Source organism: Streptococcus gallolyticus subsp. gallolyticus DSM 16831 (assembly GCF_002000985.1).
GTDB lineage: Bacteria > Bacillota > Bacilli > Lactobacillales > Streptococcaceae > Streptococcus > Streptococcus gallolyticus.
Window position 1 is genome coordinate 1,230,881 of the sequence record NZ_CP018822.1, and the last position, 26,217, is coordinate 1,257,097.

At 37.5% G+C, this 26,217-nt stretch carries 23 protein-coding genes; 3 read left to right on the top strand and 20 right to left on the bottom strand.

Translation table 11 applies throughout. The annotated features are described in order from the left end of the window. Positions 1-69 precede the first annotated feature (69 nt). From BTR42_RS06225 to gyrA, 5 genes are all read right to left on the bottom strand, one after another. Complete coding sequence (locus tag BTR42_RS06225) at positions 70-1,329, bottom strand: NRAMP family divalent metal transporter (RefSeq protein WP_009854232.1); 1,260 nt, start codon at positions 1,327-1,329, stop codon at positions 70-72. Between the two features lie 174 nt (positions 1,330-1,503). After that, positions 1,504-2,472 (bottom strand): DUF1002 domain-containing protein, encoded by a 969-nt coding sequence (locus BTR42_RS06230; RefSeq protein WP_012961982.1) that lies wholly within the window; start codon positions 2,470-2,472, stop codon positions 1,504-1,506. 87 nt (positions 2,473-2,559) lie between these two features. Further along, entirely contained in the window at positions 2,560-2,973 is a 414-nt protein-coding gene (gene gloA2, locus BTR42_RS06235; RefSeq protein ID WP_009854234.1) for an SMU1112c/YaeR family gloxylase I-like metalloprotein, read from the bottom strand. A gap of 57 nt (positions 2,974-3,030) precedes the next feature. Continuing rightward, complete coding sequence (locus tag BTR42_RS06240) at positions 3,031-3,777, bottom strand: class A sortase (protein WP_012961983.1); 747 nt, start codon at positions 3,775-3,777, stop codon at positions 3,031-3,033. Between the two features lies 1 nt (position 3,778). Then, the gene (gene gyrA, locus BTR42_RS06245) at positions 3,779-6,235 is read right to left on the bottom strand and encodes a DNA gyrase subunit A (protein ID WP_009854236.1); all 2,457 of its coding nucleotides are present in this window, start codon (positions 6,233-6,235) and stop codon (positions 3,779-3,781) included. Between the two features lie 207 nt (positions 6,236-6,442). Between gyrA and BTR42_RS06250 the strand changes: the two genes are divergently transcribed. Beyond that, entirely contained in the window at positions 6,443-7,432 is a 990-nt protein-coding gene (locus BTR42_RS06250; protein ID WP_009854237.1) for an L-lactate dehydrogenase, read from the top strand. Between the two features lie 59 nt (positions 7,433-7,491). On the opposite strand, the gene nox is transcribed toward BTR42_RS06250, so the two are convergent. The 7 genes from nox to BTR42_RS06285 all read right to left on the bottom strand — a co-directional run bounded on the left by nox (position 7,492) and on the right by BTR42_RS06285 (position 15,691). Further along, a complete protein-coding gene (gene nox, locus BTR42_RS06255; protein WP_077496885.1) occupies positions 7,492-8,859 on the bottom strand; it encodes a H2O-forming NADH oxidase in 1,368 nt (455 codons plus the stop codon). Positions 8,860-8,974: 115 nt separating this feature from the next. After that, on the bottom strand, positions 8,975-9,931 hold the full coding sequence (locus BTR42_RS06260; RefSeq protein ID WP_009854239.1) for an ABC transporter permease: 957 nt from the start codon (positions 9,929-9,931) through the stop codon (positions 8,975-8,977). A 1-nt stretch (position 9,932) separates the two neighbouring features. After that, a complete protein-coding gene (locus BTR42_RS06265) occupies positions 9,933-10,985 on the bottom strand; it encodes an ABC transporter permease (RefSeq protein WP_012961984.1) in 1,053 nt (350 codons plus the stop codon). After that, entirely contained in the window at positions 10,978-12,516 is a 1,539-nt protein-coding gene (locus tag BTR42_RS06270; protein WP_077496887.1) for an ABC transporter ATP-binding protein, read from the bottom strand. Before BTR42_RS06270 ends, BTR42_RS06265 begins: the two co-directional genes overlap by 8 nt. Positions 12,517-12,679: 163 nt before the next feature. Further along, positions 12,680-13,744, bottom strand: a complete 1,065-nt coding sequence (locus BTR42_RS06275; protein ID WP_009854242.1) for a BMP family lipoprotein — start codon at positions 13,742-13,744, stop codon at positions 12,680-12,682. A 200-nt stretch (positions 13,745-13,944) separates the two neighbouring features. Further along, entirely contained in the window at positions 13,945-14,607 is a 663-nt protein-coding gene (gene deoC / locus BTR42_RS06280; RefSeq protein WP_074580979.1) for a deoxyribose-phosphate aldolase, read from the bottom strand. Between the two features lie 490 nt (positions 14,608-15,097). Beyond that, positions 15,098-15,691, bottom strand: a complete 594-nt coding sequence (locus BTR42_RS06285; RefSeq protein WP_012961986.1) for a class I SAM-dependent methyltransferase — start codon at positions 15,689-15,691, stop codon at positions 15,098-15,100. A gap of 113 nt (positions 15,692-15,804) precedes the next feature. On the opposite strand from BTR42_RS06285, the gene coaA reads away from it, so the two are divergent. Together coaA and rpsT are read left to right on the top strand one after the other, a co-directional pair. Continuing rightward, positions 15,805-16,725, top strand: coding sequence for a type I pantothenate kinase (gene coaA / locus BTR42_RS06290; RefSeq protein ID WP_009854245.1), 921 nt, complete (start codon positions 15,805-15,807; stop codon positions 16,723-16,725). 74 nt (positions 16,726-16,799) lie between these two features. After that, positions 16,800-17,051, top strand: a complete 252-nt coding sequence (gene rpsT / locus BTR42_RS06295; protein ID WP_003064878.1) for a 30S ribosomal protein S20 — start codon at positions 16,800-16,802, stop codon at positions 17,049-17,051. Between the two features lie 135 nt (positions 17,052-17,186). On the opposite strand, the gene BTR42_RS06300 is transcribed toward rpsT, so the two are convergent. The 8 genes from BTR42_RS06300 to pstC form a co-directional block, all read right to left on the bottom strand. Next, the gene (locus tag BTR42_RS06300) at positions 17,187-18,527 is read right to left on the bottom strand and encodes a sensor histidine kinase (RefSeq protein ID WP_009854246.1); all 1,341 of its coding nucleotides are present in this window, start codon (positions 18,525-18,527) and stop codon (positions 17,187-17,189) included. Then, complete coding sequence (locus BTR42_RS06305) at positions 18,517-19,191, bottom strand: response regulator transcription factor (RefSeq protein WP_009854247.1); 675 nt, start codon at positions 19,189-19,191, stop codon at positions 18,517-18,519. The genes BTR42_RS06300 and BTR42_RS06305 overlap by 11 nt, the downstream gene beginning before the upstream one ends. Positions 19,192-19,388: 197 nt before the next feature. Beyond that, positions 19,389-21,932, bottom strand: coding sequence for a M1 family metallopeptidase (locus BTR42_RS06310; RefSeq protein WP_077496889.1), 2,544 nt, complete (start codon positions 21,930-21,932; stop codon positions 19,389-19,391). A 222-nt stretch (positions 21,933-22,154) separates the two neighbouring features. Continuing rightward, entirely contained in the window at positions 22,155-22,808 is a 654-nt protein-coding gene (gene phoU, locus BTR42_RS06315; RefSeq protein ID WP_009854249.1) for a phosphate signaling complex protein PhoU, read from the bottom strand. Positions 22,809-22,838: 30 nt separating this feature from the next. Beyond that, complete coding sequence (gene pstB, locus BTR42_RS06320) at positions 22,839-23,597, bottom strand: phosphate ABC transporter ATP-binding protein PstB (RefSeq protein WP_009854250.1); 759 nt, start codon at positions 23,595-23,597, stop codon at positions 22,839-22,841. An 11-nt stretch (positions 23,598-23,608) separates the two neighbouring features. Continuing rightward, positions 23,609-24,412 carry a phosphate ABC transporter ATP-binding protein PstB gene (pstB, locus tag BTR42_RS06325; RefSeq protein ID WP_009854251.1) on the bottom strand — a complete coding sequence of 268 codons (804 nt, stop codon included), beginning with the start codon at positions 24,410-24,412 and terminating at the stop codon, positions 23,609-23,611. A gap of 10 nt (positions 24,413-24,422) precedes the next feature. Continuing rightward, positions 24,423-25,310, bottom strand: a complete 888-nt coding sequence (gene pstA, locus BTR42_RS06330; protein ID WP_009854252.1) for a phosphate ABC transporter permease PstA — start codon at positions 25,308-25,310, stop codon at positions 24,423-24,425. Further along, positions 25,300-26,217, bottom strand: a complete 918-nt coding sequence (pstC, locus tag BTR42_RS06335) for a phosphate ABC transporter permease subunit PstC (RefSeq protein ID WP_009854253.1) — start codon at positions 26,215-26,217, stop codon at positions 25,300-25,302. Before pstC ends, pstA begins: the two co-directional genes overlap by 11 nt.

The following is a 26,217-nucleotide window of genomic DNA, read 5'->3' on the forward strand; positions in this document are numbered from 1 at the left end:
TTTATGCAAACAAAAAAACACCTCATAATCATGAGGTGCTCAAATATATAAATAGCCAAAGAACCAAGATTAGACGTTACCAGTTAGCCATGCGATGATAAAGAATAAAGCGAAACCAAATAGATAAACAAGACCAATGATTGATAACCTTTTAAGCCAAGGTTTAACTTGATGTTCTTTGTTATTTACTAATGAATAATTAAGATAAGCAAAGAATGGCGTTGTGATGAATGATGCAATCATTGCAAAGCGAAGCATTGTTGCAACATTACCAGCAAAAAGATAAACAATGACCAATCCAATAACTGCTGTCAATGTCATCCAACCATAAAGTGCTTTTTGAGAAGCTTCCTTTTTGTCAAGAAGTAGACGAAGCGCTTCGTTATTCGCACGTGAATACCCGTCAATAACTGTGATAACCGTTCCGAAAATACATAGGAAAGCAATAAGCGTAATCAAGAAACGAGACCATTCGCCAAGAACAGAAGCGTACATATTGACAAATTGAGCAATGTAAGCTGCTGAAGCGCTTTGTACTTCTTCACCTGAACCAAATTGAATAAGGGCACCCAAAGCACAGAAAATGAGGGCTAAAATGGCTGTTCCGATATAACCAGTATTGAAATCAAAAATAGCATCTGCTTCTGACATTTTGACTTGTTTGCGCTTTTCGACAGACCACATTGAGTTGATTGCTGAAATTTCAATCGGACAAGGCATCCAACCCATCAATGATACAATAAATGGCAGAGCTGCCATACGCCAAGGCGTAGGAGCTTCAAAATCTGGTGCGTATTCACGGTGTTTAAATAGAGCAATAACCACAGCTACAACAGTCGCAATTGTCAAGGCTGTCATGACCCATTTTGCTAACGAATCAAGGAATTTGTAACCACCAATCAACAACATTGCCCAAATAATCACGATGATAATTGTTGTTAATTGAGAAATGCTTAGCCCGAATCCATTTGGAAAAATGTTGTAAAGAATAGCTGCACAAAGAATACCGACCCCTGCTGTGTTAACGATAGCTGAGAAAATATTCAAAACAAAGAAAATCGCTAACCAACCTTTACCTTTTTCAGCATATCCTTCAATCAAACTCTTGTCATTTTCCATGGTATATTGTGACCCAAAACGGAAAAATGGGTATTTGAAAATATTGATGAGAAGAATCACTAGCGCTAATTGCCAGCCATAGATAGCTCCTGCTTGAGTAGAAGATACAATATGTGAGCCGCCAACTGCGGCAGAAGCCATCAAGATACCTGGACCAAGCGCTTTTAGCTTAGTTCGCCAATTCGATTGTTGTTCTATATTTTCAGTCATAAAACAGACCTCTTTCTAAATAAACTTTTCAATATTCAGATAATTCTGAATTGTGTAAACCTAATTTTACAACTTGCCTATCAGAAAGTCAACCTTATTTTAGGAAAAAGTTTGAAAAAAATGAACATTAAAAATCCCCGCTTTTCAAAGCGAGGAAAATCATAAATTTACAGCTTAGTTAAATAGATTTTTAAAGAAATTAACAATTGCTTGCCAAATGTTCGCTAGGAAGCCTTTACTTGATTCCAAAGCGTCTGTGGCATCAAAATTAAGATTAATTCCTTTAAATGTTGAGCTTGCATTTGAAACAATGCTATCTTTCAAAGAGGCAAGTGTTGATTTAAAACTACTGCTATCAATGATACTTGATTTTGAAAGGTTAAAAGCAAAGTTAACAATCAAGGTAATTTGGTCACTTGACAAAACATCTTTTAGCTCATAATTATCAAGGGTTTCTTCAACGATTTTACGAACATCTTCTTTTGAAACGCCATCACCAGCATCTGCAACGGCTGATTTAATGTCGGTTAAGGCAACGTTTAACTTGTCAGCATCATAACCGTCTGTTCCTTGATTCTCAGAGTTGATAGTCGATAGAGCTTCTAACTCTTCTTGAGCTAATTCTTTACTTTCATCAGAAACATCAGCACCATTTTCTTCTAAAGAATAATAAATCCCAGCTAACGCTGACTCACCTGTAACAGCGATTGGTGAAGCTACTGTAATAGCTGCATGCTCAATACCTAGTGTAACAGCTGCATTTCGATACATATCTTCGGTAACTTTTGTAATATTCTCTGGTGTGACAATATTAACTGTCAAAGTCTCTGAAGAACCTAATTTTTGAATTTTAACAGATGAATACAATTGCAAGCTAGAATCGTCTGCGACGTTCATAATATTAGCATAGGCACTTGTTGTAATAGTCTTAACGCTTGTATCCGTTGAACTGTCATAACCTAACAAAGCCAACGTTTGTGTGCGCTGGTCGTCTGACAAAGAGTATCCTAAAACATAGTCAGGTTGAACATAAGTTTCATCAATGACATCCTGAACAGAGTTACTTGACGCTTGGACGCTATTAACAGTGACAATAGATAAAACTGCTAAAGCACAAGCCATCAATGTCTTTTTAAATTTCATCTTAATCATTTTCCTTTCTCTTAGAGACCTTATTATACCATTTATTGAGAATTCAGTCTGAAAAAAACTGTTTTATCTCCTGCTAAACTACTCATGTAATTCTAGTGGCAGACCATCTGGGTCGAAAAAGAAAGTCATTTTTTCACCTGTATAATCATCATAGCGCACAGGCTGAACATAAATTCCCATGCTTTCCAATTCAGCTTTGTAAGCATCAACATCATTGACGTAAAAAGCCAAATGACGTAGCCCACAAGCCTCCATATGATACTCAGGTTGCCCAACACGTTTTGGCGGTGCAACATAATCTGGATCGCTGAGCTTATTTCCGAAAATCTCTAATTCAATCGTTCCACATTTTAAATCAAGTTTGTAATCGTGGCGCTCTGGTCTATGATTTTCACGAATAATTTCAAAACCTAATTTATTGACGTAAAAATCACGTGATTTTTCATAGTCAGAAACAATGAGTGCGACATGGTGAACTGCATTTAATTTCATTATTTTCTCCTTTCTCCTTAACAAGAAATAAAAGCTGGGGTTGTCCCAGCTTTTACCTTAAAATGTCATTTGATTATAGGAATACTCAAATGCTTCAAGAATATCATCTGATGCCTCGTTATAAGCTACGGAAGATTCAAGATTTCCTTTAACGACAATACGTTCAGTTGCGTCTTGGTCCATGCAGGTAACAAGTGTCACTTGAGATTGTCCAGGAGTATCATTGATAACATCTGAGCGATCTGGGGTAACTGATTCAATCTCTGTAATTACATAAGTGTAAATAGTTGATTTATCTGTTAAATAAATTTTCATTCCCACTTTTGCGTTTTCTAGAGGAGAAAAAAGCATTTTGGAAGAACCAACCAAACCAAACACGTGATGACTAGCTAGAGCATAGTTATTTTCACCACCCATGACTTGGTTTTCTTTCATTGTTCCAGCTCCATAGGATAATTCTGTATTTCCTAGTCCTTTAAAAATTGGCAAATTAATACCAACATCTGGCACTGCTATGCCACCAATAACGGGCAGATTAGCACTATTTGCCTGAGCTTTTAAAACAGATTGAATGGAAACAGGTTCTACTGATGAAAAATCATAAGTAACATCAGCACTCTCATTTTCCTTGATTTTCTTTTTAGAAACTTTAGTAATTTGATAATGATTCGACTCTTGACCAATCAAAAAATTACAAATAGATTTGTGAAAAATCAAAGCTATGCCAACAATCAATAAAAGCAAACATAAAAACAATCTAAGAGTATTCCAAAACCGATGTGTCTTTTTCTCTTTTTTTACCATACTACTCTAGGTCTTCTCCAGTTTTTTCTTCCTCTTCTTCTGGTTCAACGAGTGCAAACGTCATAATTTTAGCATCTTGGTCAAGTCTCATGATTTTAACACCTAGTGTGGCACGACCTGTTTGTGAGATGCTAGCAACATTTGTACGAATAATAACCCCTGTGTCAGTAATAACCATAATATCTTCGTCCCCATTAACGGTTGCTAACCCCGCTAACTGACCATTCTTTTCCGTAATATTTGCAGTCTTAATACCTTTACCGCCACGACCTTTAGTTGGGTATTCTGAAGCCAATGTACGTTTTCCGTAACCTTTTTCAGTGATAACAAGCACTTCTTGGTCATCTGAAATGCGTGAAGCTCCGACCACTTCATCACCTTCACGAAGATTGACACCACGGACCCCCGTTGCAGAACGGCTCATGCTACGAACGGCAGACTCATTGAAACGAACGCTGTAACCAGTTTTAGTACCGATAATAATATCGTCGTTACCATTTGTTCTGATAACGTTGATTAATTCATCACCATCTTTAAGATTAAGGGCTTTTAGTCCGTTTTGACGAATATTGCTAAATTCAGATTCTTTGGTACGTTTAACAACTCCTTGACGCGTAACGAAGAAAAGATAACTTTCGTTGTCATCGTGTCCAGATTGACTAATGATTGTCTGAACAATTTCGCCTTCATCTAATTTCAAAAGGTTAACAATTGGTAATCCTTTGGCTGTACGTCCATATTCTGGAATTTCGTAACCTTTCAAGCGATAAACACGACCTTTGTTTGTCATAAAGTAAACATGGTCATGAGTGCTTGTTGATACCAATTCACGAACAAAGTCATCATCATTAACACCAGTACCTTGGACACCACGTCCACCACGTTTTTGGGCACGGAATTCATCTTGCGCTAAACGTTTAATATACCCTTTATTTGAAAGAGTGATAAGAACATCTTCCTCTTCAATCAAGTCTTCATCTTCAAGAGAAAGAACTTCCCCAACCATCAATTCTGTACGACGTGGGTCAGCATATTTACGCTTGATGTCATCCATTTCTTCTTTGATGATTGCGACAACACGTTCTGGTTTTGCCAAAATATCAGCTAAATCAGCAATCAAAGCAAGTAAATCATCGTATTCGGCTTGGATTTTTTCACGTTCCAAACCTGTCAAACGACGAAGACGCATATCAAGGATAGCTTGACTTTGACGTTCAGACAAATCAAAACGGCTCATCAATTCGCCTTGGGCAATCACATCTGTTTCACTGTTTCGGATAATGCTGATAACCTCATCAAGGTGGTCAAGTGCAACTAGCAAACCTTCTAAGATGTGAGCGCGTTTTTCAGCCTTAGCTTTATCAAATTCTGTACGACGAACAATAACTTCTTTTTGGTGTTCAATATAATCAACGATGATTTGTTTCAAAGAAAGAATCTTTGGCACACCATTTTCAATAGCAAGCATATTAAAGCTAAAGTTTGTCTGCAAACTAGTTAATTTGAACAAGTTATTTAAGATAACATTTGCTGAAGCATCACGGCGTACTTCAATGATGAAACGAATACCTTCACGGCTTGATTCATCACGAACAGCTGTAATTCCTTCAATACGTTTTTCTTGCGCTAAGCGGACAATGTGTTCGTGCACTTTTGTCTTGTTAACACCGTATGGGAATTCTGTGACAACGATACGTTCGCGTCCACTCTTAGTTGTTTCAATTTCAGTACGAGAACGTAAAACGATTGAGCCTTTACCTGTTTCGTAAGCTTTACGAATACCAGATTTACCCATAACAAGTGCACCTGTTGGAAAGTCAGGACCAGGCAAGACTTCCATTAATTCACGTGTTGTTACGTCAGGATTGTCCATAACCAGCTTGACAGCGTCAATAGACTCTCCTAAGTTGTGCGGTGGGATATTTGTCGCCATACCAACGGCAATCCCTGTAGCACCGTTAACAAGCAAGTTTGGAAAACGTGACGGCAAAACAAGCGGCTCACGCTCACTACCATCGTAGTTATCTTGGAAGTCAACAGTATTTTTGTTAATATCACGAAGCATTTCAAGAGCAATTTTGCTCATGCGTGCTTCTGTATAACGCTGAGCGGCAGCACCGTCACCATCCATAGAACCGAAGTTCCCATGTCCATCAACGAGCATATGACGATAGCTCCACCATTGTGCCATACGAACCATGGCTTCATAAATAGACGAATCACCATGTGGGTGATATTTACCCATAACATCCCCAGTGATACGCGCAGATTTCTTATGAGGTTTGTCTGGTGTCACACCGAGCTCATTCATTCCATATAAAATACGACGATGAACTGGTTTTAATCCATCGCGTACATCAGGAAGCGCACGAGCAACAATAACAGACATGGCGTAATCAATAAAGCTTGTCTTCATTTCTGAAGTCAAATTTACGTCAATTAAATTCTTATCCTGCATTAAGGAAAAACACTCCTTTTCTAGTGTAAAACTCTACTATATTATACCACATTTTTGGCAAAAATAGCGCTTTTTCGCCAGAATCACTAGCTTTCTTCTTTTTTTCAAAGTTTTTACAATTTAGTTCGTGACATATCTCACTTAACGTGTTAAAATATTATCGTATGGGCGAGAGCCCCTAAAAAAATTAAGGAGATGTTTAGATAAATGACTGCAACTAAACAACACAAAAAAGTTATCCTTGTTGGTGACGGTGCCGTAGGTTCATCTTACGCATTCGCACTTGTAAACCAAGGAATCGCACAAGAACTTGGTATCATCGAAATCCCACAATTGTTCGACAAAGCTGTTGGGGATGCTGAAGACCTTAGCCACGCTCTTGCTTTCACTTCACCTAAAAAAATCTACGCTGCTAAATACGAAGACTGTGCAGATGCTGACCTTGTTGTTATCACTGCTGGTGCACCTCAAAAACCAGGTGAAACTCGTCTTGACCTTGTTGGTAAAAACCTTGCTATCAACAAATCAATCGTAACTGAAGTTGTTAAATCTGGTTTCAACGGAATTTTCTTAGTTGCTGCTAACCCAGTTGACGTTTTGACTTACTCTACATGGAAATTCTCTGGTTTCCCTAAAGAACGCGTTATCGGTTCAGGTACTTCACTTGACTCAGCTCGTTTCCGTCAAGCATTGGCTGAAAAACTTGATGTTGATGCACGTTCAGTTCACGCATACATCATGGGTGAACACGGTGACTCAGAATTTGCAGTTTGGTCACACGCTAACGTTGCAGGTGTAAACCTTGAAAACTACCTTAAAGACGTTCAAAACGTTAACGAAGCTGAATTGGTTGAACTTTTCGAAGGTGTTCGTGACGCTGCTTACTCAATCATCAACAAAAAAGGTGCTACATTCTACGGTATCGCTGTTGCGCTTGCTCGTATCACTAAAGCAATCCTTGATGACGAAAATGCAGTTCTTCCACTTTCTGTATTCCAAGAAGGTCAATACCCTGGCGTAACTGACTGCTACATCGGTCAACCAGCTATCGTTGGTGCTCACGGTATCGTTCGTCCAGTTAACATTCCTTTGAATGACGCTGAACAACAAAAAATGGAAGCTTCTGCTAAAGAATTGAAAGCTATCATCGACGAAGCTTTCTCTAAAGAAGAATTCGCTTCTGCAGCTAAAAACTAATTTTAGTTTTTAACATAATAAAAGCTATCCTGAATCAGGATAGCTTTTTTGTATTCTATTTATTTCGCATTCAATGCTGCCATTGTAATATAGTTGTATGGTTTGTTGAAGTGCGGTAGGAAGAATAAGTCTGTTAAAGCAAGTTTATCAATCGTTACTTGTTCTTGGATAGCAAGAGAGAATAAGTGAATTCCCATTGAGATGTCTTTTTTCGCCATTATTTGTGCACCAAGAATGACACGTGATGTTTTATCATAAACAATTTTTAGAGTAACTTGGAAATTATCTTTTTGAATGAATTCTGGTTTTTGATTATCCACATACTCGACTTCAAGAGCATCAAAGCCTTTTGCTTTTGCCTTTTCTAGAGTCAATCCTGTCGAAACCATATTCAAGCCATAAATTGAAATACCATTTGAACCTTGAACACCTGCTCCTTCTAGTTTATGACCACAAGCGTTGTGTGCTGCAACAATTCCTGTACGAACAGCATTTGAAGCAAGGGCGATGTAATCTGTTGATTGTGTCGCATTGTTATAAATCGTAGCACAATCACCGATAGCATAGACATCAGGCATACTTGTTTCTTGGTATTTATCAACTAAAAAGGCACCATTTGGGAACAATTTAATTTTATCTTGAGCCAATGCTGTATTGGGACGAAAACCAACCGCTAGAATAACCATATCGACATCATATTCTGATTTATCAGTGATGATTTTTTCCACTTTTGTCTTACCAACAATTTCCTGCACAGCTTCTCCAAATGCTAAATGAATGCCGTGTTCTTGTAAATTATTTGCCATTGCGTCACTCAAATCGCGGTCATAATATCCAGCTAAACAAGTCTCTGCAACGTCGATAAGCGTTACTTCTTTTCCTTTGCGTTGGAAAGCTTCTGCTAATTCAACACCGATATAGCCTGCTCCGACGACAGCTACACGAGAAATAGCTTTCTCTTTCAATCTCTCAATAACATCTTCAGCATTCTGATAAAGTTTAACAAATTGAACGTTTTCGAGTTTTGATTCAAATTCAAGCGAATTTTCTTTCATGCTAACACCCTTAATTGGCGGGATGATTGGCTGTGAGCCTGTTGCAAAAATTAATTTATCATATGTTTCAAAATGTTTTTGCCCATCAACAAGTGCTGTGATTTCTTTTTTATCATAATCAATCGATTCCACAGGAGAATTCATATAAACTTTAGCACCAAGTTGTTCTAATTCATCCTTGTCTGAATAGAATAATCCTTCAGGTCCAGCGATTTGTTCTCCGATCCATAATGCCATACCACAACCGAGAAATGAAATGTTTGAATTTTGGTCAAAAACAACCACTTCATTTTCAGTACCATAATTGGTTAACATTGTCTTTATGCAAGCTGTACCAGCATGATTTGCTCCAATAACAACAATTTTACTCATAGAAAGTAACCTCTAACTAATTAAATTTAACATGACTAATATACCATACCTATAAAACGCTTACAAATAATTTGCTTATAAAAAAATAAGCTGGTAAAACCAACTTATTTTCACTTTATTTAGATTTAATATAGTTAACACCATCAGCCTTAGGTGCTACTGCTTTACCGAAGAAGGCAGCCAAAACGACAATTGTCAAAACGTATGGTGCTACTTTTAGGTAAACAGATGGGATACTTGAGAAGAATGGTAATTGTGCACCAATAATCGCAAGTGACTGTGACAATCCAAAGAACAAGCTTGAAAGCATTGCACCGATTGGATTCCAACGACCAAAAATCATGGCAGCTAAAGCAATGAAACCTGGACCAGCGATTGTTGTAACCGCAAAGTTATTAGAGATCGTTTGCGCGTAAACAGCACCTCCGATACCACCAAAGAAACCTGAAATCATAACTCCAGCATAACGCATAAGATAGACATTGATTCCAAGCGTATCAGCGGCTTGTGGATGCTCACCAACAGAACGCAAGCGAAGTCCAAAACGTGTTTTGAAAATGATAAACCATGAAATAAACGACACTAAAATGGCAACGTAAGCAACCAATGACGTATTGTTAAAGAAAATTTGTCCAATAACTGGGATATCTTTTAAAATTGGGAATGAAAAACGTCCAAATGTTTCTGAGATGGTATCCGTCTGCCCTTTACCAAAAAGGTAACGACATTGAAAGACTGCAAATGAAGGTGCAATCAAATTCAATACAGTCCCAGAAACAACGTGGTCTGCTCGGAAATTAATTGTTGCGACAGCGTGGATTAGTGAGTAAAGCACACCGACGAATCCAGCAACGATTGAGGCAACCCATGGTGTAGCATTTCCGAAAACATCTGCAAAGCTAAGGTTAAAGAGAACACCAGAGAATGCCCCCATGACCATAATCCCTTCAAGTCCCACATTTACAACACCAGCACGTTCAGAGAAAGTTCCGCCGATACTAGTAAAAATTAAAGGTGCAGAATAGATTAACATGGAAGAAACTAATAGGGCTAACATTGTTGTAAAACTCATTTTACTTTCCTCCTTCTACTTTTTTAGTTTTAAGAAAATGACGGATCATATAATCTGCTCCAACAAAGAAAATAATGAAAGCAGAAACAACGTCAATAACTTCTGACGGAATACCAATCATACCTGTTTTACCAATTGAAAGAACAGCATACAAGAACGCAGCAAATGGAATACCAATAGCATTATTAACCGCAAGAAGCGAAACCGCCATACCATCCCAACCAATGCTTAATGAACTTGTTTGAGAATAAACATTTTCAAATGTTCCTAGACCTTCTACTGTTCCACCAAGACCAGCAAGTGCTCCTGAGATAATCATTGAAATGATAATTAGGCGTTTAGCAGACATACCAGCATATTCTGCTGCATGTGGGTTAATACCAACAGATGTGATTTCGTAGCCAAGTGTTGTTTTCTTCATCATAAACCAGATGATAATAACAGCGATAAAAGCGATGAAAATACCAATATTCATACGTGAATTGTTTGTTAGTGCTGAGAGCCATTCTGTCTGATAAGAGGCATTTTCAGAAACTTTGATAGTTGCTTCTGTTGTACGCATGATATTGTCAGGAAAAACATTTTGGATAAGGTACTGTGTTGAATACAAAATGATATAGTTCATCATAATTGTGACAATAACTTCACTTGTTCCAAGGAATGCACGCAAGATACCAGGAATTGCACCAGCGATACCACCAGCAACAAGTCCAACAACGATAGTACAAATCACTGAAATTGGTTTTGGTAAATCAGGGAAAGAAAGTGCGAACCACACTGACATTACCCAACCGATCAAAGCTTGACCCGGAAGTCCAACGTTGAAGAAACCAGCTTTTGAAGCAACCGAGAAACCAAGAGCGATTAAGATAAGCGGACCCATGGCACGGAAGATTTCACCGATATTTTTAATAGAACCAAATGCAGTATAAAGTAGGTCGTTATACCCCCAAAGAGGATTATAACCAAAGCAAAGCATGAGGATTGCCCCTAATAACATACCGAGAACAACGGCAATTAAAGGAACAGCCCATTTTTGTGTTTTCTTAGACATTAGCATCCTCCTTTTCCACTTTTCCGCCAGCCATCAAAATACCAAGTTCTTGTTTATTGGTTTGGGCAGCGTCTAAGATACCTTGAATTTTACCATCATGAATAACGGCAATACGGTCGGAAACATCAAGGATTTCATCTAATTCAAAACTAATAACGAGTACAGCTTTTCCTTTATCACGCTCAGCAACAAGACGTTTGCGAATGTATTCAATCGCACCAACGTCTAGTCCACGTGTTGGTTGGTTAACAATCAACAAATCTGGATTACGATCAATTTCACGAGCGATAACTGCTTTTTGTTGGTTACCACCAGAAAGCGCACCGCCTGCTACCAATTCACTAGCAGCGCGGACATCAAATTCTGCCATCAACTCACGGGCGTGTTCGTTTAATTTATTATAGTTCATGAAACCGTGTTTACTAAATGGTTCTTTATAGTATGTTTGAAGAGCGATATTTTCAGCAATTGTCATATCTAGAACCATACCATCACGATGACGATCTTCAGGAACATGACCAACACCTAATTCCGTAATCTTACGAGGACGTTCATTCGTCATGTCCACGCCTTTAATGATGACGTTACCTGATTCGACCTTACGAAGACCAGTGATTGCTTCAACAAGTTCACTTTGCCCATTACCATCGATACCAGCAATACCAACAATCTCACCTGCACGGACATCCAGAGAAAGTTCTTTGACCGCAGGAACACCACGATTTTCGTTAACAACTAAATCCTTAACGGAAAGAACAACGTCTTTTGGATTAGCAGGAATTTTTTCGGTTTTAAACGAGACAGCACGTCCAACCATCATCTCTGCTAATTCTTCACTTGTTGAATCAGCAACTGGTACTGTTTGAATAGATTTTCCGTGACGAATAACTGTGACCCTATCAGCAACGGCACGAATTTCATCCAATTTATGTGTGATTAAGATGATTGATTTTCCTTCTTTAACCAAGTTACGCATAATATCAAGTAATTCAGCGATTTCAGAAGGTGTTAAAACAGCTGTTGGTTCGTCAAAGATAATGATATCGGCACCGCGATAAAGTGTTTTTAAAATTTCAACACGTTGTTGTGCTCCAACAGTAATATCTGAGATTTTAGCTGACGGATCGACTGCTAAACCGTATCTTTCAGATAACTCTTTGATTTCTTCAGTTGCTTTTTTTAGATTAAGAATCCCACCTTTTTTGGTTACCTCGTTACCTAAAATAATATTTTCAGCCACTGTAAAAGCTTCAACCAACATAAAGTGCTGGTGAACCATTCCGATTCCCATTTTAGTTGATTTTGAAGGTGAATCTAAGTGAGCAACTTCTCCCTTCACTAAAATTTCACCGCTTGTTGGTTGTAAAAGACCGGCAAGCATATTCATCAAAGTCGATTTTCCGGCACCATTTTCCCCAAGAAGGGCATGGATTTCACCTTTTTTGACTTCTAAATTGATATGGTCATTAGCTACAAAATCACCAAATTTTTTAGTAATTTCACGCATTTCAATGACTTTTTCTTGTGTCATATGTGATCCTTTCAGTCTAATAATTAATAATTTTAGGTCAGTTAAGCCCACTAAATTCTCTAAAAAGAGTTTTTTAACGAACTTAACTGAGGTAAAATTGCTATTTTCCTCAGCCCTGAAAAAAGGCGACCTATTTGGTCGCTTCCTTCAAGAATGATGATTTTTAATCACTCAAACCATCATCAACAGTGATTTCACCATCGATGATTTTTTGTTTGGCAGTTTCAACCGCTTCTTTAATGCTATCAGAAAGGTTGTCTGTGACAACATCAACACCACCGTCTGCAAGACCATATGTTTTTGTTGTGTTTCCGTTGAATTTTTCACCTTTAAGTTGTTCGTTAGAAATATCCTGAACGACTTGTCCTACTTCTTTAATTGTAGAAGTCAAAACAAAGTTAGAATCAACGTTATCAGATGATGTGTAGTCACCTTCTTCTGATTGGTCACGATCGACACCGATTACCCAAACTTTTTGGTCGCTATCAGCTGTTAATTTTTCATTGATTTCTTTGGCTTGTGAGAAGACACCTGTACCAGAACCACCTGCGGCATGGTAGATAACATCTGCGCCACCTGCGTACATAGTAGCGGCGATTGTTTTACCTTTAGCAGAGTCTGAGTAAGAACCCACGTATTGAACATCAACTTTGATTGAGCTATCAACTGATGCCACACCAGCTTTGAAACCAGCTTCAAAACGTGTGATTGTATCTGATTCAACACCACCTACAAATCCAACGTGTTTTGTTTTTGTTTGCATAGCAGCTGCGATACCTGCAAGATAAGCACCTTCGTTATCAGCAAACAAGACACTTTCAACGTTATCTTGATCAGAAACAGTATCGTCAATGATAACATAGTTAACATCTTCGTTTTCTGGGGCAGCTTCTTCAACTGCATCATGAAGATTGTAACCAATAGCAAAAATCAAGTTATAACCGTTTGAAACAGCTGAATCAAGGTTAGTTGCATAGTCTGACTCGCTATCTGATTGGAAGTAAGTGTAGTCAGTATCTTTTGTTAAATCATTTTCTTTACCCCAAGCTTGCAAACCTTCCCAAGCTGATTGGTTAAATGATTTATCATCAACACCACCTGTATCTGTTACAATAGCGGCTTTTACGCTAGAATCAGAGCTAGAGCTAGATGAATTTGAACGGCTACAAGCACCAAGTGCTAATGTTGCTACTGCAGCAAGTCCAAGACCAACAATTTTCTTGTTCATGAAAATGAACCCTCCTAAAAAACTTATAAGCAACACAGTTGCTAAATATATATCAAGCCAATTGGCTCAATGACACTTTTAAGAAGACTTTTTCAAGCCTTATAGACTGTGGTAATAAGCCACTTGACCGTCATCACGACCGTCCACCTTTGCTCTTCTATTTCATAACGTAAAAAATATTATTAATGTTATTATTAATGTTAGTAACTACTATTAGCAGTTTCACCGTTGACAATTGCTACACCTGCAGAAGTTCCAATTCGTGTTGCCCCTGCTTTAATAAAAGCTTCAGCATCTGCATATGAGCGTGTGCCGCCTGCGGCTTTCACTCCGATATTTGGTCCAACAGTTTTACGCATCAATGTCACGTCGGCGATATTTGCGCCTGCAGTTGAAAAACCAGTTGAAGTTTTAACGTAATCCGCACCTGCTGCAACCGCTAATTGGCAAGCTTTTACTTTTTCGTCGTCTGTCAAAAGACAAGTTTCAATGATAACTTTTACTAACTTATCACCGCTTGCTTCTACAACAGCGCGAATATCAGCTTCAACAGCGTCATATTGTCCTGATTTTAATTGACCGATATTGATAACCATATCGATCTCATCTGCACCGTTAGCAACAGCATCTTTCGTCTCAAAAGCTTTCACACTACTAGTGTTTGCCCCAAGAGGAAAACCAATAACCGTACAAACATTAACTTCAGTACCTTTTAAAGCCTTAGCGGCATATGATACCCAAGTTGGATTAACACAAACACTAGCAAACTGATGCTCTACTGCTTCTGCAATCAGCTTATCAATTTGAGTTTGAGTGCTTTCAGGTTTTAATAAAGTATGATCGATATACCTATTAATAGCCATTTTTACTTCCTTCCGAAAATTCTTTTCAATTGATTAATAATTACACTCTCTCTATTCTACCATTTTTTTTAAAATATGTAAGTACTTTTTGCCGATTTTTTAATAATTAGTAAAAATGGCAAAAACCGAAAAATTATTAAAACGATTTTATAATTCATTACCTTCAAAAAAGCCTTGTTCCAGCAAGGTTTTTGATTTAAATATGACACTTGTGTCATATGTCATATTCGCTATTTCTGAACTTTTTGAGACAAAATCGCTCCTAAGGGAAGGAATTTACAATATTTGAAAATAATATTTTGACGTTTTGTAAGCGATTTATATTGCGTTTTTTTATGACTTTTCAAAGCATAATTATACCGCCAAAACTGACTTTTATGTCATATTTATTTTATGACATCTGTCACAATTATTGATATTATGGGAAACTATAAAAAAATCCTTACTAAACAAGATTTATCATCTCATTTAATAAAGATTTTTTATTCAATTATTCAGTTTTTGTGCTTCGTAAAATATAATACCCTTTATCACGCTTTAGGATATCAACATTGCCAAAAATTTCTTCCATTTTAGCTTTAGCACTCGGCGCTCCTTGTTTCTTTTGGATAACAATTGTTAAACTACCACCGTCATTAAGATAATTGATACTATCAGCGATAATCGTATGAACAACTTGTTTTCCTGCACGAATCGGAGGATTGCTAATAATGTAATCAAAAGTGCCAGTTACCTTTTCATAGATATTAGATTGGAAGATATTTGCTGTAACACCGTTTTTTTCAGCGTTTTTTTGCGCCAAATCAATAGCTCGGTTGTTAATATCAACCATTGTTGCTTGAACACCTTGAACTTTTGCTAAAGAAATACCTAGCGGACCATAACCACAACCTAAATCCAAAAGCGTTTTACCTTTTTCAAAATCCACCGTATTCAAAAGCACTTGGCTGCCGTAATCAATCATTTTTTTAGAGAAAACACCTGAATCGGTTAAAAATGTGAAGGGTTGCCCCAAAAGAGTAACCTTCAACTCATGAATATCATGAGCGCTATCAGGATTTTCTGCATAATACATCTTTGTCATTTTCTACCATTTCCTCCTAGAATGCTTTTCCATTTTAACATAAATTGTAACGGTTTTCAATTAAGGATTAAAGTGCTATAATAGAGCACATAACCCTCTGTAAGGAGCTTTGTATGACGAACGAATTTATTAATTTTGATAATATTTCTCGAAAAACTTGGCAAGAATTGCACCGCAAAACACAGCCTCTTCTGACTGCTGAAGAATTGGAATCAATTAAAAGTTTGAATGACAATATCAACATTCAAGATGTGGTTGAAGTTTATCTTCCTTTGATTAGCTTAATTCAGATTTACAAAAATGCTCAAGAGAATCTTTCATTTTCAAAAAGTATTTTTCTGAAAAAAGAAGTGAGTAAACGCCCATTTATCATTGGTATTTCGGGATCGGTTGCTGTCGGAAAATCAACGACTAGCCGTCTTTTGCAACTTCTCCTATCACGGACTTTCAAAGATAGCAAAGTTGAAATGGTAACGACTGACGGTTTCATTTATCCAAATGATATTTTAATTGAGCGAAATATACTTGACCGCAAAGGATTTCCCGAAAGTTATAACATGGAACTTCTGCTAAATTTCCTCGATACCATTAAAAATGGCATGGTCGCCGAGATTCCTGTTTATTCGCATGAAATCTATGACATCATTCCTGACCAAAAACAAACGATTGATACCCCTGATTTTCTGATTGTCGAAGGAATCAACGTTTTTCAAAACCAGAAGAATAAACGATTGTACATGACAGGGTATTTTGATTTTTCAATTTACATTGACGCAGAAAACGATAATATCGAAAAATGGTATTTGGAACGTTTTGAAAGCTTATTAGAATTGGCAAAAGCAGACAAAAACAACTATTATCACCGTTTTGTCGATATGTCACAAAGCGAAGCCTTAGCTTTAGCTAAGAACACTTGGAAAACAATCAATTTAGTCAATCTTGAAAAATACATTGAACCAACGCGAAACCGTGCTGAATTGATTTTACACAAGGCTGCAGACCATAAAATTGATAGTATTTATTTGAAAAAGTAAGTAATTTTTCTGAAAGGGTGATTAAGACTTGCCAAAAGTCAATAATTTCTATATAATAATGTAGTTAGATTAATTTGGAGGTGAAAACATTGGCAAATATTAAATCAGCTATCAAACGCGCTGAACTTAACGTTAAACAAAACGAAAAGAACTCAGCACAAAAATCAGCTATGCGTTCTGCTATCAAAGCATTCGAAGCTAACCCATCTGAAGAGCTTTTCCGCGCTGCTTCTTCTAGCATCGATAAAGCTGAATCAAAAGGGTTGATTCACAAAAACAAAGCTAGCCGCGATAAAGCACGTCTTGCTGCTAAATTGGCTAACTAATATCCAATGAAAACTCCAAATGGAGTTTTTTCTTTTACAAAAATAGTTTTTCTAGCAATTAAAGTTTACAATTGCCAAAGAAAAACGAATATAAGCAAAAAGGAAGCTGAGAATTTATCAGCTCCCTTTATTTTATTAATGACGATTAAAACGAACTTCAAAAATAGTTCCTTTTGGTTGGTTGTCTTTGACTTGAATATCGCCTTTTAAAACGTCAACAATTTGCTTAGCAAGTGACAATCCTAGACCAAAACCACCTTTTTGACGTGTCCGTGCTTTATCCACACGATAAAAACGGTCAAAAATCTTAACTTTATCAGCGTCGCTAATCCCTGGGCCGTTATCAGCAACTGTCAGAATTGTTTGTTTGTCTGTTGTTTTAACGGTAAATTCAATGACACCATCATCGTCGGTGTATTTTATGGCATTATCAAATAAGATAGTCATCAGTTGTTTTAACAATGTACGATCTGATTTGATTGGTCGCTCTGCCAAATTATGTCCGACAAATGTCTTGCCATTTTCTTCAGCAATCATATCGTAATTTTCAAAGATTTCATTGAAAGTCGTTGGTTGAATATCCTCCAACTCAACTTTCAAACCATCGTCACGACGTGCCAAATTCAGCAGATTTGTGGTCAAAATTCGCATATTTCGAACTTCGTCTAGACTGGCGGCAATACTTTCACTATTATCCAAAATTGTAGCATCAGGTCGCCTAAAGAGACTTTCTAAACGATTCTGCAAAACAGCAAGCGGTGTACGCAACTCATGACTAGCGTTTTCGACAAAGGATTTTTGTTTTTCATAGCTTTCCATAATTGGTTTTCTTGTCCAATTGGCAAGATAAACACTTGCTACGACCGAAATAATCCAGAAAATAACCATAACAGTGATCGTAATTGTTACATATCGTTCGCTAGCTTCATCTAACTGACGAACGCTAACAAGGAAAGTAGCATATTTTATACTAGGATACTCGCTACTACTCACTTTTACAGTCAGCACATGGTATTTCTCGGTTTGACCAAAAATGGTCGTAATCTTCTGTTCTTTGATTTCGCCGACACTATCTTCATCAAAAGTTGTCGATAACGTTCCAAATTGAACAAAAGCATCCAAAGCATTTAAGATTTTACCGTCTTCATCATAAAGAAGAACGCTAACGTTACTTAGACCAACTCCGCCAGTACTAGGTTTCGCTTTCCCAGAACTACTTGTTCCTCCTGAAAAAGTGTCCGTAGAAGAATCATCCGATTGCAAAGTATCGCTACGTTCCATAGTTCGCACGACATAATCATTGGCATTGTCTGCTGCATTTTGCAAACTCGTATCAACAGAGGAATAAAGACCATAGCGCATAATCTGCAAAATGATAACTGTCATGATGACAAAAATTCCCGTAAAGACAGCAAAGAAATGGAAGAAATGTGAAAATGTCCCTGACGATAATTTTTTCTGTAATTTATTCAGCATTTTTCAGAATATAACCTACACTCCGTAGGGTTTGAAGATTTTTGGCAAAGGTAGTGCCTTTGAGTTTTTTTCGAATTTTTGAAACGTAAACTTCAACAACCGAAATCGTTGTATCACTATCAAAGCCCCAAATACGGTCAAAAATTTGTGATTTTGGTAAAATAACATTTTGATTTTGTAAGAAATAAACCAACAAATCAAATTCTTTACCAAGCAGCTCGACTTCTTTACCGTTAGCTATTGTTGTATTGGTAGAAGTGTCAACGGTTAATTCTTCATAAGATAAGGTATTGTCGTTGTATTTACCCGAACGTTTTAAAAGAGCTTGAATACGCATTTTTAGCTCTTCAAGGTAAAATGGTTTAGTAAGGTAATCATCTGCTCCCAACTCGAAACCATGTCCCTTATCATCAAGGCTTTCTTTGGCAGTCATAATAAGTACTGGTGTTGACACACCTTTTTCTCGTAACTCTTTAAGCACTTGGAAACCATCTTTTTCAGGTAACATCAAGTCAAGCAAAATAAGGTCATATACGCCACTTTCAGCTTCGTACAAACCTTCTTCGCCGTCAAATACCTGCATAACATCTGCAAAATCATCTAAAAAATCAAAAATGGAATTAGATAGACTCAAATCATCTTCTACTAATAATATCTTAATCATACATATACTCCTTGCATTTATATTATTATATCATGACTTACTACTTTGGTCTAAGTTTTTACAACAAATTTCTTAATTTTCGTAGTAATTTCCTGATAAAAAGCATATCTGACTGAGCTTAAGATTATCTAAAATAGTAACGGTTACAATTACTAGTATTGAAAAAACGTCTGAAAAAAATCTCAGACGTTTTATTTTTATTCAACTTCTGCAAGTGCTTCTTCGACAGCAACCTTACTTGTGCTAATCAAATCAAGGCGAGCAGAGATTTCTTTGATTCCCATTGCAATATTGCGGCTGATTGCCATATCATCAAGTTGTGGTTCAAAGAAAGCTTTGTATTCTGCAAGACGTTCAGCTGTTTTGAATGAATTGGCAGGATAGATAACAAATTTATCAAAACTCATGTCACCACCAAGCGCTGATTTAATCCAAGCCCAGTTTTCACGTGCCCAAGTCCAGAACGCTCCTTGCGCAAAATCTTTTTCAAGGAATGGACGGTACCAACTCATTGCTAAGTCTTGTGGTTTCACAATGTCTTTGTTCTTCAAAGCGCTTAAGATACGTTCAACTGTAACTTCTGATTTTGTATTTGATAAAGCAGAAGCCAATTGACGACGGAAGTTACCATCGTTTGTTTTCACGTAAGTATCGAGGTAAAGTGAAACAAGTTCTTCTGTTTCAGCGTGCTTGATTTGATTTGCCAAAACAGATAAGCGAATTGAAGCTGGAATAGTTTCGATATTACCTTTGTATTGATGGAAAATAGCTTCCGCTTTTGTCACAGCATCTTCGTTGTCTGCGTACAACATCAACGAAATCGTATTTTGACGAACCATTTCATCTTCGTCAGATTCTCCTGCTTGTGGTTCAAAGCCGAGGCGGTCGTAATTCTTTTGCATGAGGTGGCTAAGCAAGGCTTTAAATTGTGCTTGAGCTTGGCTTCCTTCTGTCAAGAAAACATCCAAACCTTCAACAACTTGTGAAATAGCCTCCGCTACCAAATAAGAAGTTTCATCAGCAAGTTTTGTCAATAATGGAACAAGTTCTGCGTATGAAATCTCACCACTTTCAGCAAGCAAACGGCGTTCTTGGATGACTTGAAGTTTTGAAACAGTATCAAGTTCAGTCAATTGTTCAAGAACAGCGTTCAACAATTCGCCTTTATAATTTGTGATGTAGTGAGCGGTATTTTCTGTATTGAGACGAAGAGCTCCTTCGTTTTGCGCTGCCAATTGGCTGTAATTTGGAATTTCAAGACGAGCTTCAGTCAACGTTTCTGGAAGTCCTTGCCAATTGCTATTAAGTGGAATTGGCCAAATACGATTTTCATCAACACCTTCACCGATGAAGAATTGTTTTTGGCTAAGAACAAGTGTATCATCAACAACTTCTGCTGTCACAACTGGATAACCAGGTTGTTCTAACCAAGCGTCCATGAAGGCTGCAACATCTTTTCCAGATGCTTCTGATAACGCATCCCAAAGATCACGACCAATAGTATTGCCATATTGGTGTTTTTCAAAGTAAATTTTCAAGCCAGCACGGAAATCGTCATCACCAAGCCAACGACGAAGCATGTGCATCAAGCGACTTCCTTTAGCATAAACAATGGCTGGGTCAAACAAAGTATTGATTTCATCAGGATGCTTAACTTCGACGTGCACAGATTGAACACCGTCAGTAGCATCACGTTGAAGCGCCAATGGGAGACCTGCTGTTTGGAAATCTTCAAAGATATTCCATGAAGGCTCAATGGCATCAACAGAAACGTACTCCATCATATTGGCAAATGATTCATTGAGCCATAAATCATCCCACCATTTCATTGTGACAAGGTTACCAAACCATTGGTGAGCCAATTCGTGTGCAACAACAAGTGCGACATTTTGACGACTCTTAACGGTAGAGTTATCGTCAACCAAAAGATAAACTTCACGGTAAGTAACCAAGCCCCAGTTTTCCATCGCTCCAGCTGAGAAATCAGGAAGGGCAACATGGTATGAAAGTGGAATTGGATATTTGACGCCATAATAATCCTCGTAGAAATCAATAACACGAACAGCAATATCCAAAGCAAAGTCTAATGATTTAAGAGCGTGTGCTTTTGTTGAGAAAACACCAACTTCAGTACCATTTTTAGTTTTTGCAGTTTTACCTTGCAAATCCCCAAGAGCAAATGCGAGAAGGTATGATGACATGCGAGGTGTCGTATCGAATGTCCAAAGACCAGTTTCCTTACGACGGTCAGCATCAACTTCTGGCATATTTGAAAGCACGATTTCACCTTCAGTTTGGTCAAATTTAATGCTCAAATCAAAAGTAGCTTTTGCTTCTGGTTCGTCCACACAAGGAAAAGCTTCGCGGGCAAAGTGACTTTCAAATTGTGTTGAGATGACTTCTTTTTTGACACCATCAACAGTGTAATATGAAGGGTAGATACCTGTCATATTATCGGTAATCTTACCTGAGAACTCAAGAACAAGTGTCATTGTACCTGTTTCTGGTAGTTCAACATGGACAGCTTCGTTGTTGTTATCAATGGTAAACTCTAAGTTTTGATTGTCTAACAAAACAGAAGCAATGGCTAAATCTTTTTGGTGGAATGAAATAACATTATCTAAAGCCTCACCGCTAATGGCTACGTTACCTGAAAACGTTTTCGACTGACGGTTAATGTCAAGAAAAATATTATAATTTTCAGGAACAAACTTTTCAATAAAATGTTCTACAGTTTTCATATAACTCCTTTAAAATATAGAAATGAGGACTAACAACCGTTCTCCCCCATATCCCTTAATCTTTTAAATAATTCTGACAATACTTACTATGAAATAATCGTGTCTTTAAATTAATGATGGTTAAGTACTATCAAACTACATTATTATATCACAAACCTAAATATCTGTCAGTTTTAAAAAATAAAACAAAAAGAAGGTCACTCCTTCTCTTTGTCTCTCGTATTACAGCTCAATGATTTTACCAGTTTTAAGGTAAACAACCCATTCACAAATATTACGAGCGTAGTCACCAATACGTTCTAAGTAAGTGATAACTTGTAGGTATTCTTTCCCGGCAAAAACGGTGTCAGGTTGTTGGCGGATTGACTCAACAGCCATATTTTGAATGTCACGGAAATAGTTATCAATCACTTCGTCTGATGCGGCCACTTCGTAAGCACGTTCTTCATCTCCTGTGATATAAACATCCAAAGCTTCTTCTACCATGTCGCGCACAGCTTTACCCATTTTTTTGATTTCTGCTTCGACTTCTGGTAAACGTTCTTCGCCTTTTACACGGATGGTTGCTTTAGCGATTGAAGCTGCGTGGTCACCCATGCGTTCAACATCGCTTGAAGCTTTTAAAACTGTAATAACAGTACGTAAATCTTGAGAAACTGGTTGTTGCAATGCAATGATTTCAAGTGATTTTTTCTCTAATTTTGTTTCGAAATTATTGACAATTTCATCACCTTCGATAACTTCTTTAGCTAATTCACGATCATGGCTGATGAATGCTCGAACGGTCTTATTGATTTGTGAAAGGACTTCAGTCCCCATTGCGTAAAATTGATTGTGTAATTTTTCTAATTCGTCGTCAAATTTTGACCTTAACATAATACCATCTCCTTTTTCAAGCTGCTAAGACTAACCAAATTTTCCTGTAATATAATCTTCTGTTTCTTTTCGTTTAGGGTCCATGAACATTTCATGTGTTTTTCCATATTCAATAAGGTCACCACCGAGGAAAAATCCTGTTCGGTCTGAAATACGTGAAGCTTGTTGCATTGAACGTGTTACGATAAGCATTGTATATTTATCTTTCAAACCATAAAGTGTATCCTCCACTTTACCTGCTGAGATTGGGTCAAGCGCTGATGTTGGTTCATCTAATAAAATGATTTTAGGACTTGTTGCTAAAACACGAGCTACACACACACGTTGTTGCTGACCACCTGATAAGCCAAGCGCAGAATCGTGCAATCTATCCTTAACTTCGTCCCAGATAGAGGCACCGATAAGTGATGATTCGACGGCTTCATCAAGAACTTGCTTATCTTTAATTCCTTTCAAACGTAAACCGTAAACGACATTTTCATAGATTGACATTGGAAATGGATTAGGTTGTTGGAAAACCATGCCGATTTCTTTGCGAAGTTCAACCGTATCTGTTCGTGGGCTATAAATATTATGACCGTTATAAGTGATTGAACCTGTCAATGTTACTTCAGGATTAAGGTCACCCATGCGGTTAATCGACCGCAAAAGTGTTGATTTTCCTGAACCAGAAGGTCCGATTAAGGCTGTGATTTCATTAGGATAGAAATCCATAGACACATTATTTAAAGCTTTTTTCTTATTATAGTAGACAGATAAGTCACTCACTCTTAAAATAGGTTCTGTCATGTCTTTCCTTTCTAACCAAAATGTCCAGACACATAATCACTAGTAGATTGCAATTTCGCATTTTGGAAGATGTTATTCGTTTTATCGTACTCAATCAAATCTCCCAAATAGAAGAATGCTGTGTAATCACTAGCACGAGCTGCTTGTTGCATATTGTGCGTTACGATAATAATGGTATAATCTTTCTTCAATTCAAACATGGTATCTTCCAACTGCATTGTAGCAACTGGGTCCAAAGCTGACGCTGGTTCATCCATTAGAAGAATGTCAGGTTTAACAGCAATGGCTCGCGCGATACACAAACGTTGCTGCTGACCGCCTGAAAGCGTGAAGGCTGATTTATGCAAATCATCTTTCACTTGGTCCCAAAGCGCAGCTTGTTTTAAAGAGGTTTCAACAATTTCATCTAAGAATTGTTTGTCTTTCACACCTGCTCGTTCATAGGCAAATGTGATATTTTTATAAATAGATTTTGCAAATGGGTTAGGACGTTGGAAAACCATACCAATGTGTTTGCGCATTTCATAAACATTGATATTTTTGGCGTTAACGTCAATACCTTCATATAAAATTTCACCCGTTACTTTGGCAATATCAATAGTGTCATTCATTCGGTTCAAACTACGAAGAAATGTTGATTTGCCACATCCAGATGGACCAATAAGGGCAGTGATTTTATTTTTTTCAAACTGCATATCAATCCCTTTGATTGCCTCTTTTTGACCATAATAAACATGAAGGTCTTTCGTTGCTAAGGCAAGCTTTTCTTCTGGAAATGTAATAATATGTCTTTCGTTCCAATTATATTCTGTCATTTCTTCTCCTTTAGTTTGCCGACGTTAATTTCGCATGAAGTTTCTTACCGATATAACGAGCTGATAGGTTGAAAATGAGGATGAAAACCAAGAGAACTGCAGCGCTTCCTTGTGAAACTTGTGTTGCATCAGGAATAGTGCCTTCACTATTGACTTTCCAAATGTGAACAGCGAGCGTTTCAGCTTGACGGAAGATAGAAATCGGACTTGTCACACTAAGTGGGTTCCAATTTGACCAATCAAGAGCTGGCGCAGATTGCCCCGCTGTGTAAATGAGCGCGGCTGCTTCACCAAAGATACGTCCTGAAGCAAGCACAATACCAGTAACAATACTTGGCAAAGCTTCTGGTACAACAACGTGAACAACTGTTTCCCAACGTGATAAACCAAGTGCAAGCCCTGCTTCACGTTGCGTATGGTGAACATTACGAAGACCATCTTCAACATTACGTGTCATTTGTGGCAGATTAAATACGGTTAAGGCAAGGGCACCAGAGATAATTGAGAAACCGTATTGAAATTGAACAACAAAAATAAGGTAACCAAACAATCCAACAACAACTGATGGTAGAGATGATAGAATTTCAATACAAGTTCTAATGAAATTCGTAAAACGCCCTTTTTTAGCGTATTCAGATAAGTAAATTCCTGCTCCCATTGATAGCGGAATTGAAATAATCAATGTAATCACTAAAAGAAAGAGAGAATTGTACAGCTGAATACCAATACCACCGCCAGCTTGATAAGATGATGATTTTCCTGTTAAGAAAGACCAGCTAACGTGTGGTAAACCATTAACCAAGATATAAAGTAGCAAAGATGCCAAAATTGCAACAATAATTCCAGCGATTGTATAGAGAACTCCTGTTGCTAATTTATCAATTTTTTTAGCGTGCATAATTTCTCTTTCTTTCTCTTGTAATAAATTTCACGAGCATATTAAATCCTAAACTCATAATGAGCAAGACTAAAGCTAGTGACCAAAGAACATTATTTTGGACAGTTCCCATGACTGTGTTACCAATTCCCATTGTCAACACAGAGGTCAAGGTCGCTGCTGGTGTTGTTAATGATGTAGGAACAACGGCTGAGTTTCCGACAACCATTTGAATGGCTAAGGCTTCACCAAAAGCACGAGCCATACCAAAAATCACCGCTGTAAAAATCCCAGGTCGAGCAGCATTCAAGATAACACGCCAGATTGTTTGCCAACGAGTAGCCCCCATAGCAAGGCTGGCTTCTTTATAATGTCTTGGGACTGCTTTCAAACTATCCACCGTCATAAAGGTAACTGTCGGTAGAATCATAACAAAAAGAACACAGACACCTGATAAAATGCCAAAACCTGTTCCACCAAAAATCGAACGAACAAATGGTACGATAACTTGCAGACCAATAAAACCATAAACAACAGAAGGGATTCCTGTCAATAATTCGATAGCTGGTTGCAAAATCTTAGCACCGTATTTTGGTGATACTTCTGTCATAAATACCGCTGCTCCGATAGCAATCGGAGTCGCAATTAAAGCAGATAGAATAGTTACAATAAATGACCCCAAAATCATTGGTAGAGCTCCAAAAGAGCCTGAACTTGGATCCCATTTACTTCCAAAAAGGAATGTTAGCGGGTTGACACCATCAACAAAGAAGGTAGACAATCCTTTTTGCGCAACGAAAATTAAAATCATTGCAACGATAAAAACAATTAGTACCAAACAGAAAAGGGTTAACCCTTTCCCGAATTTTTCTAATCGAGAATTTTTTGAAGGTGAGGTTAATTGTTTCTCAAGTTCTTGATTTCTCAT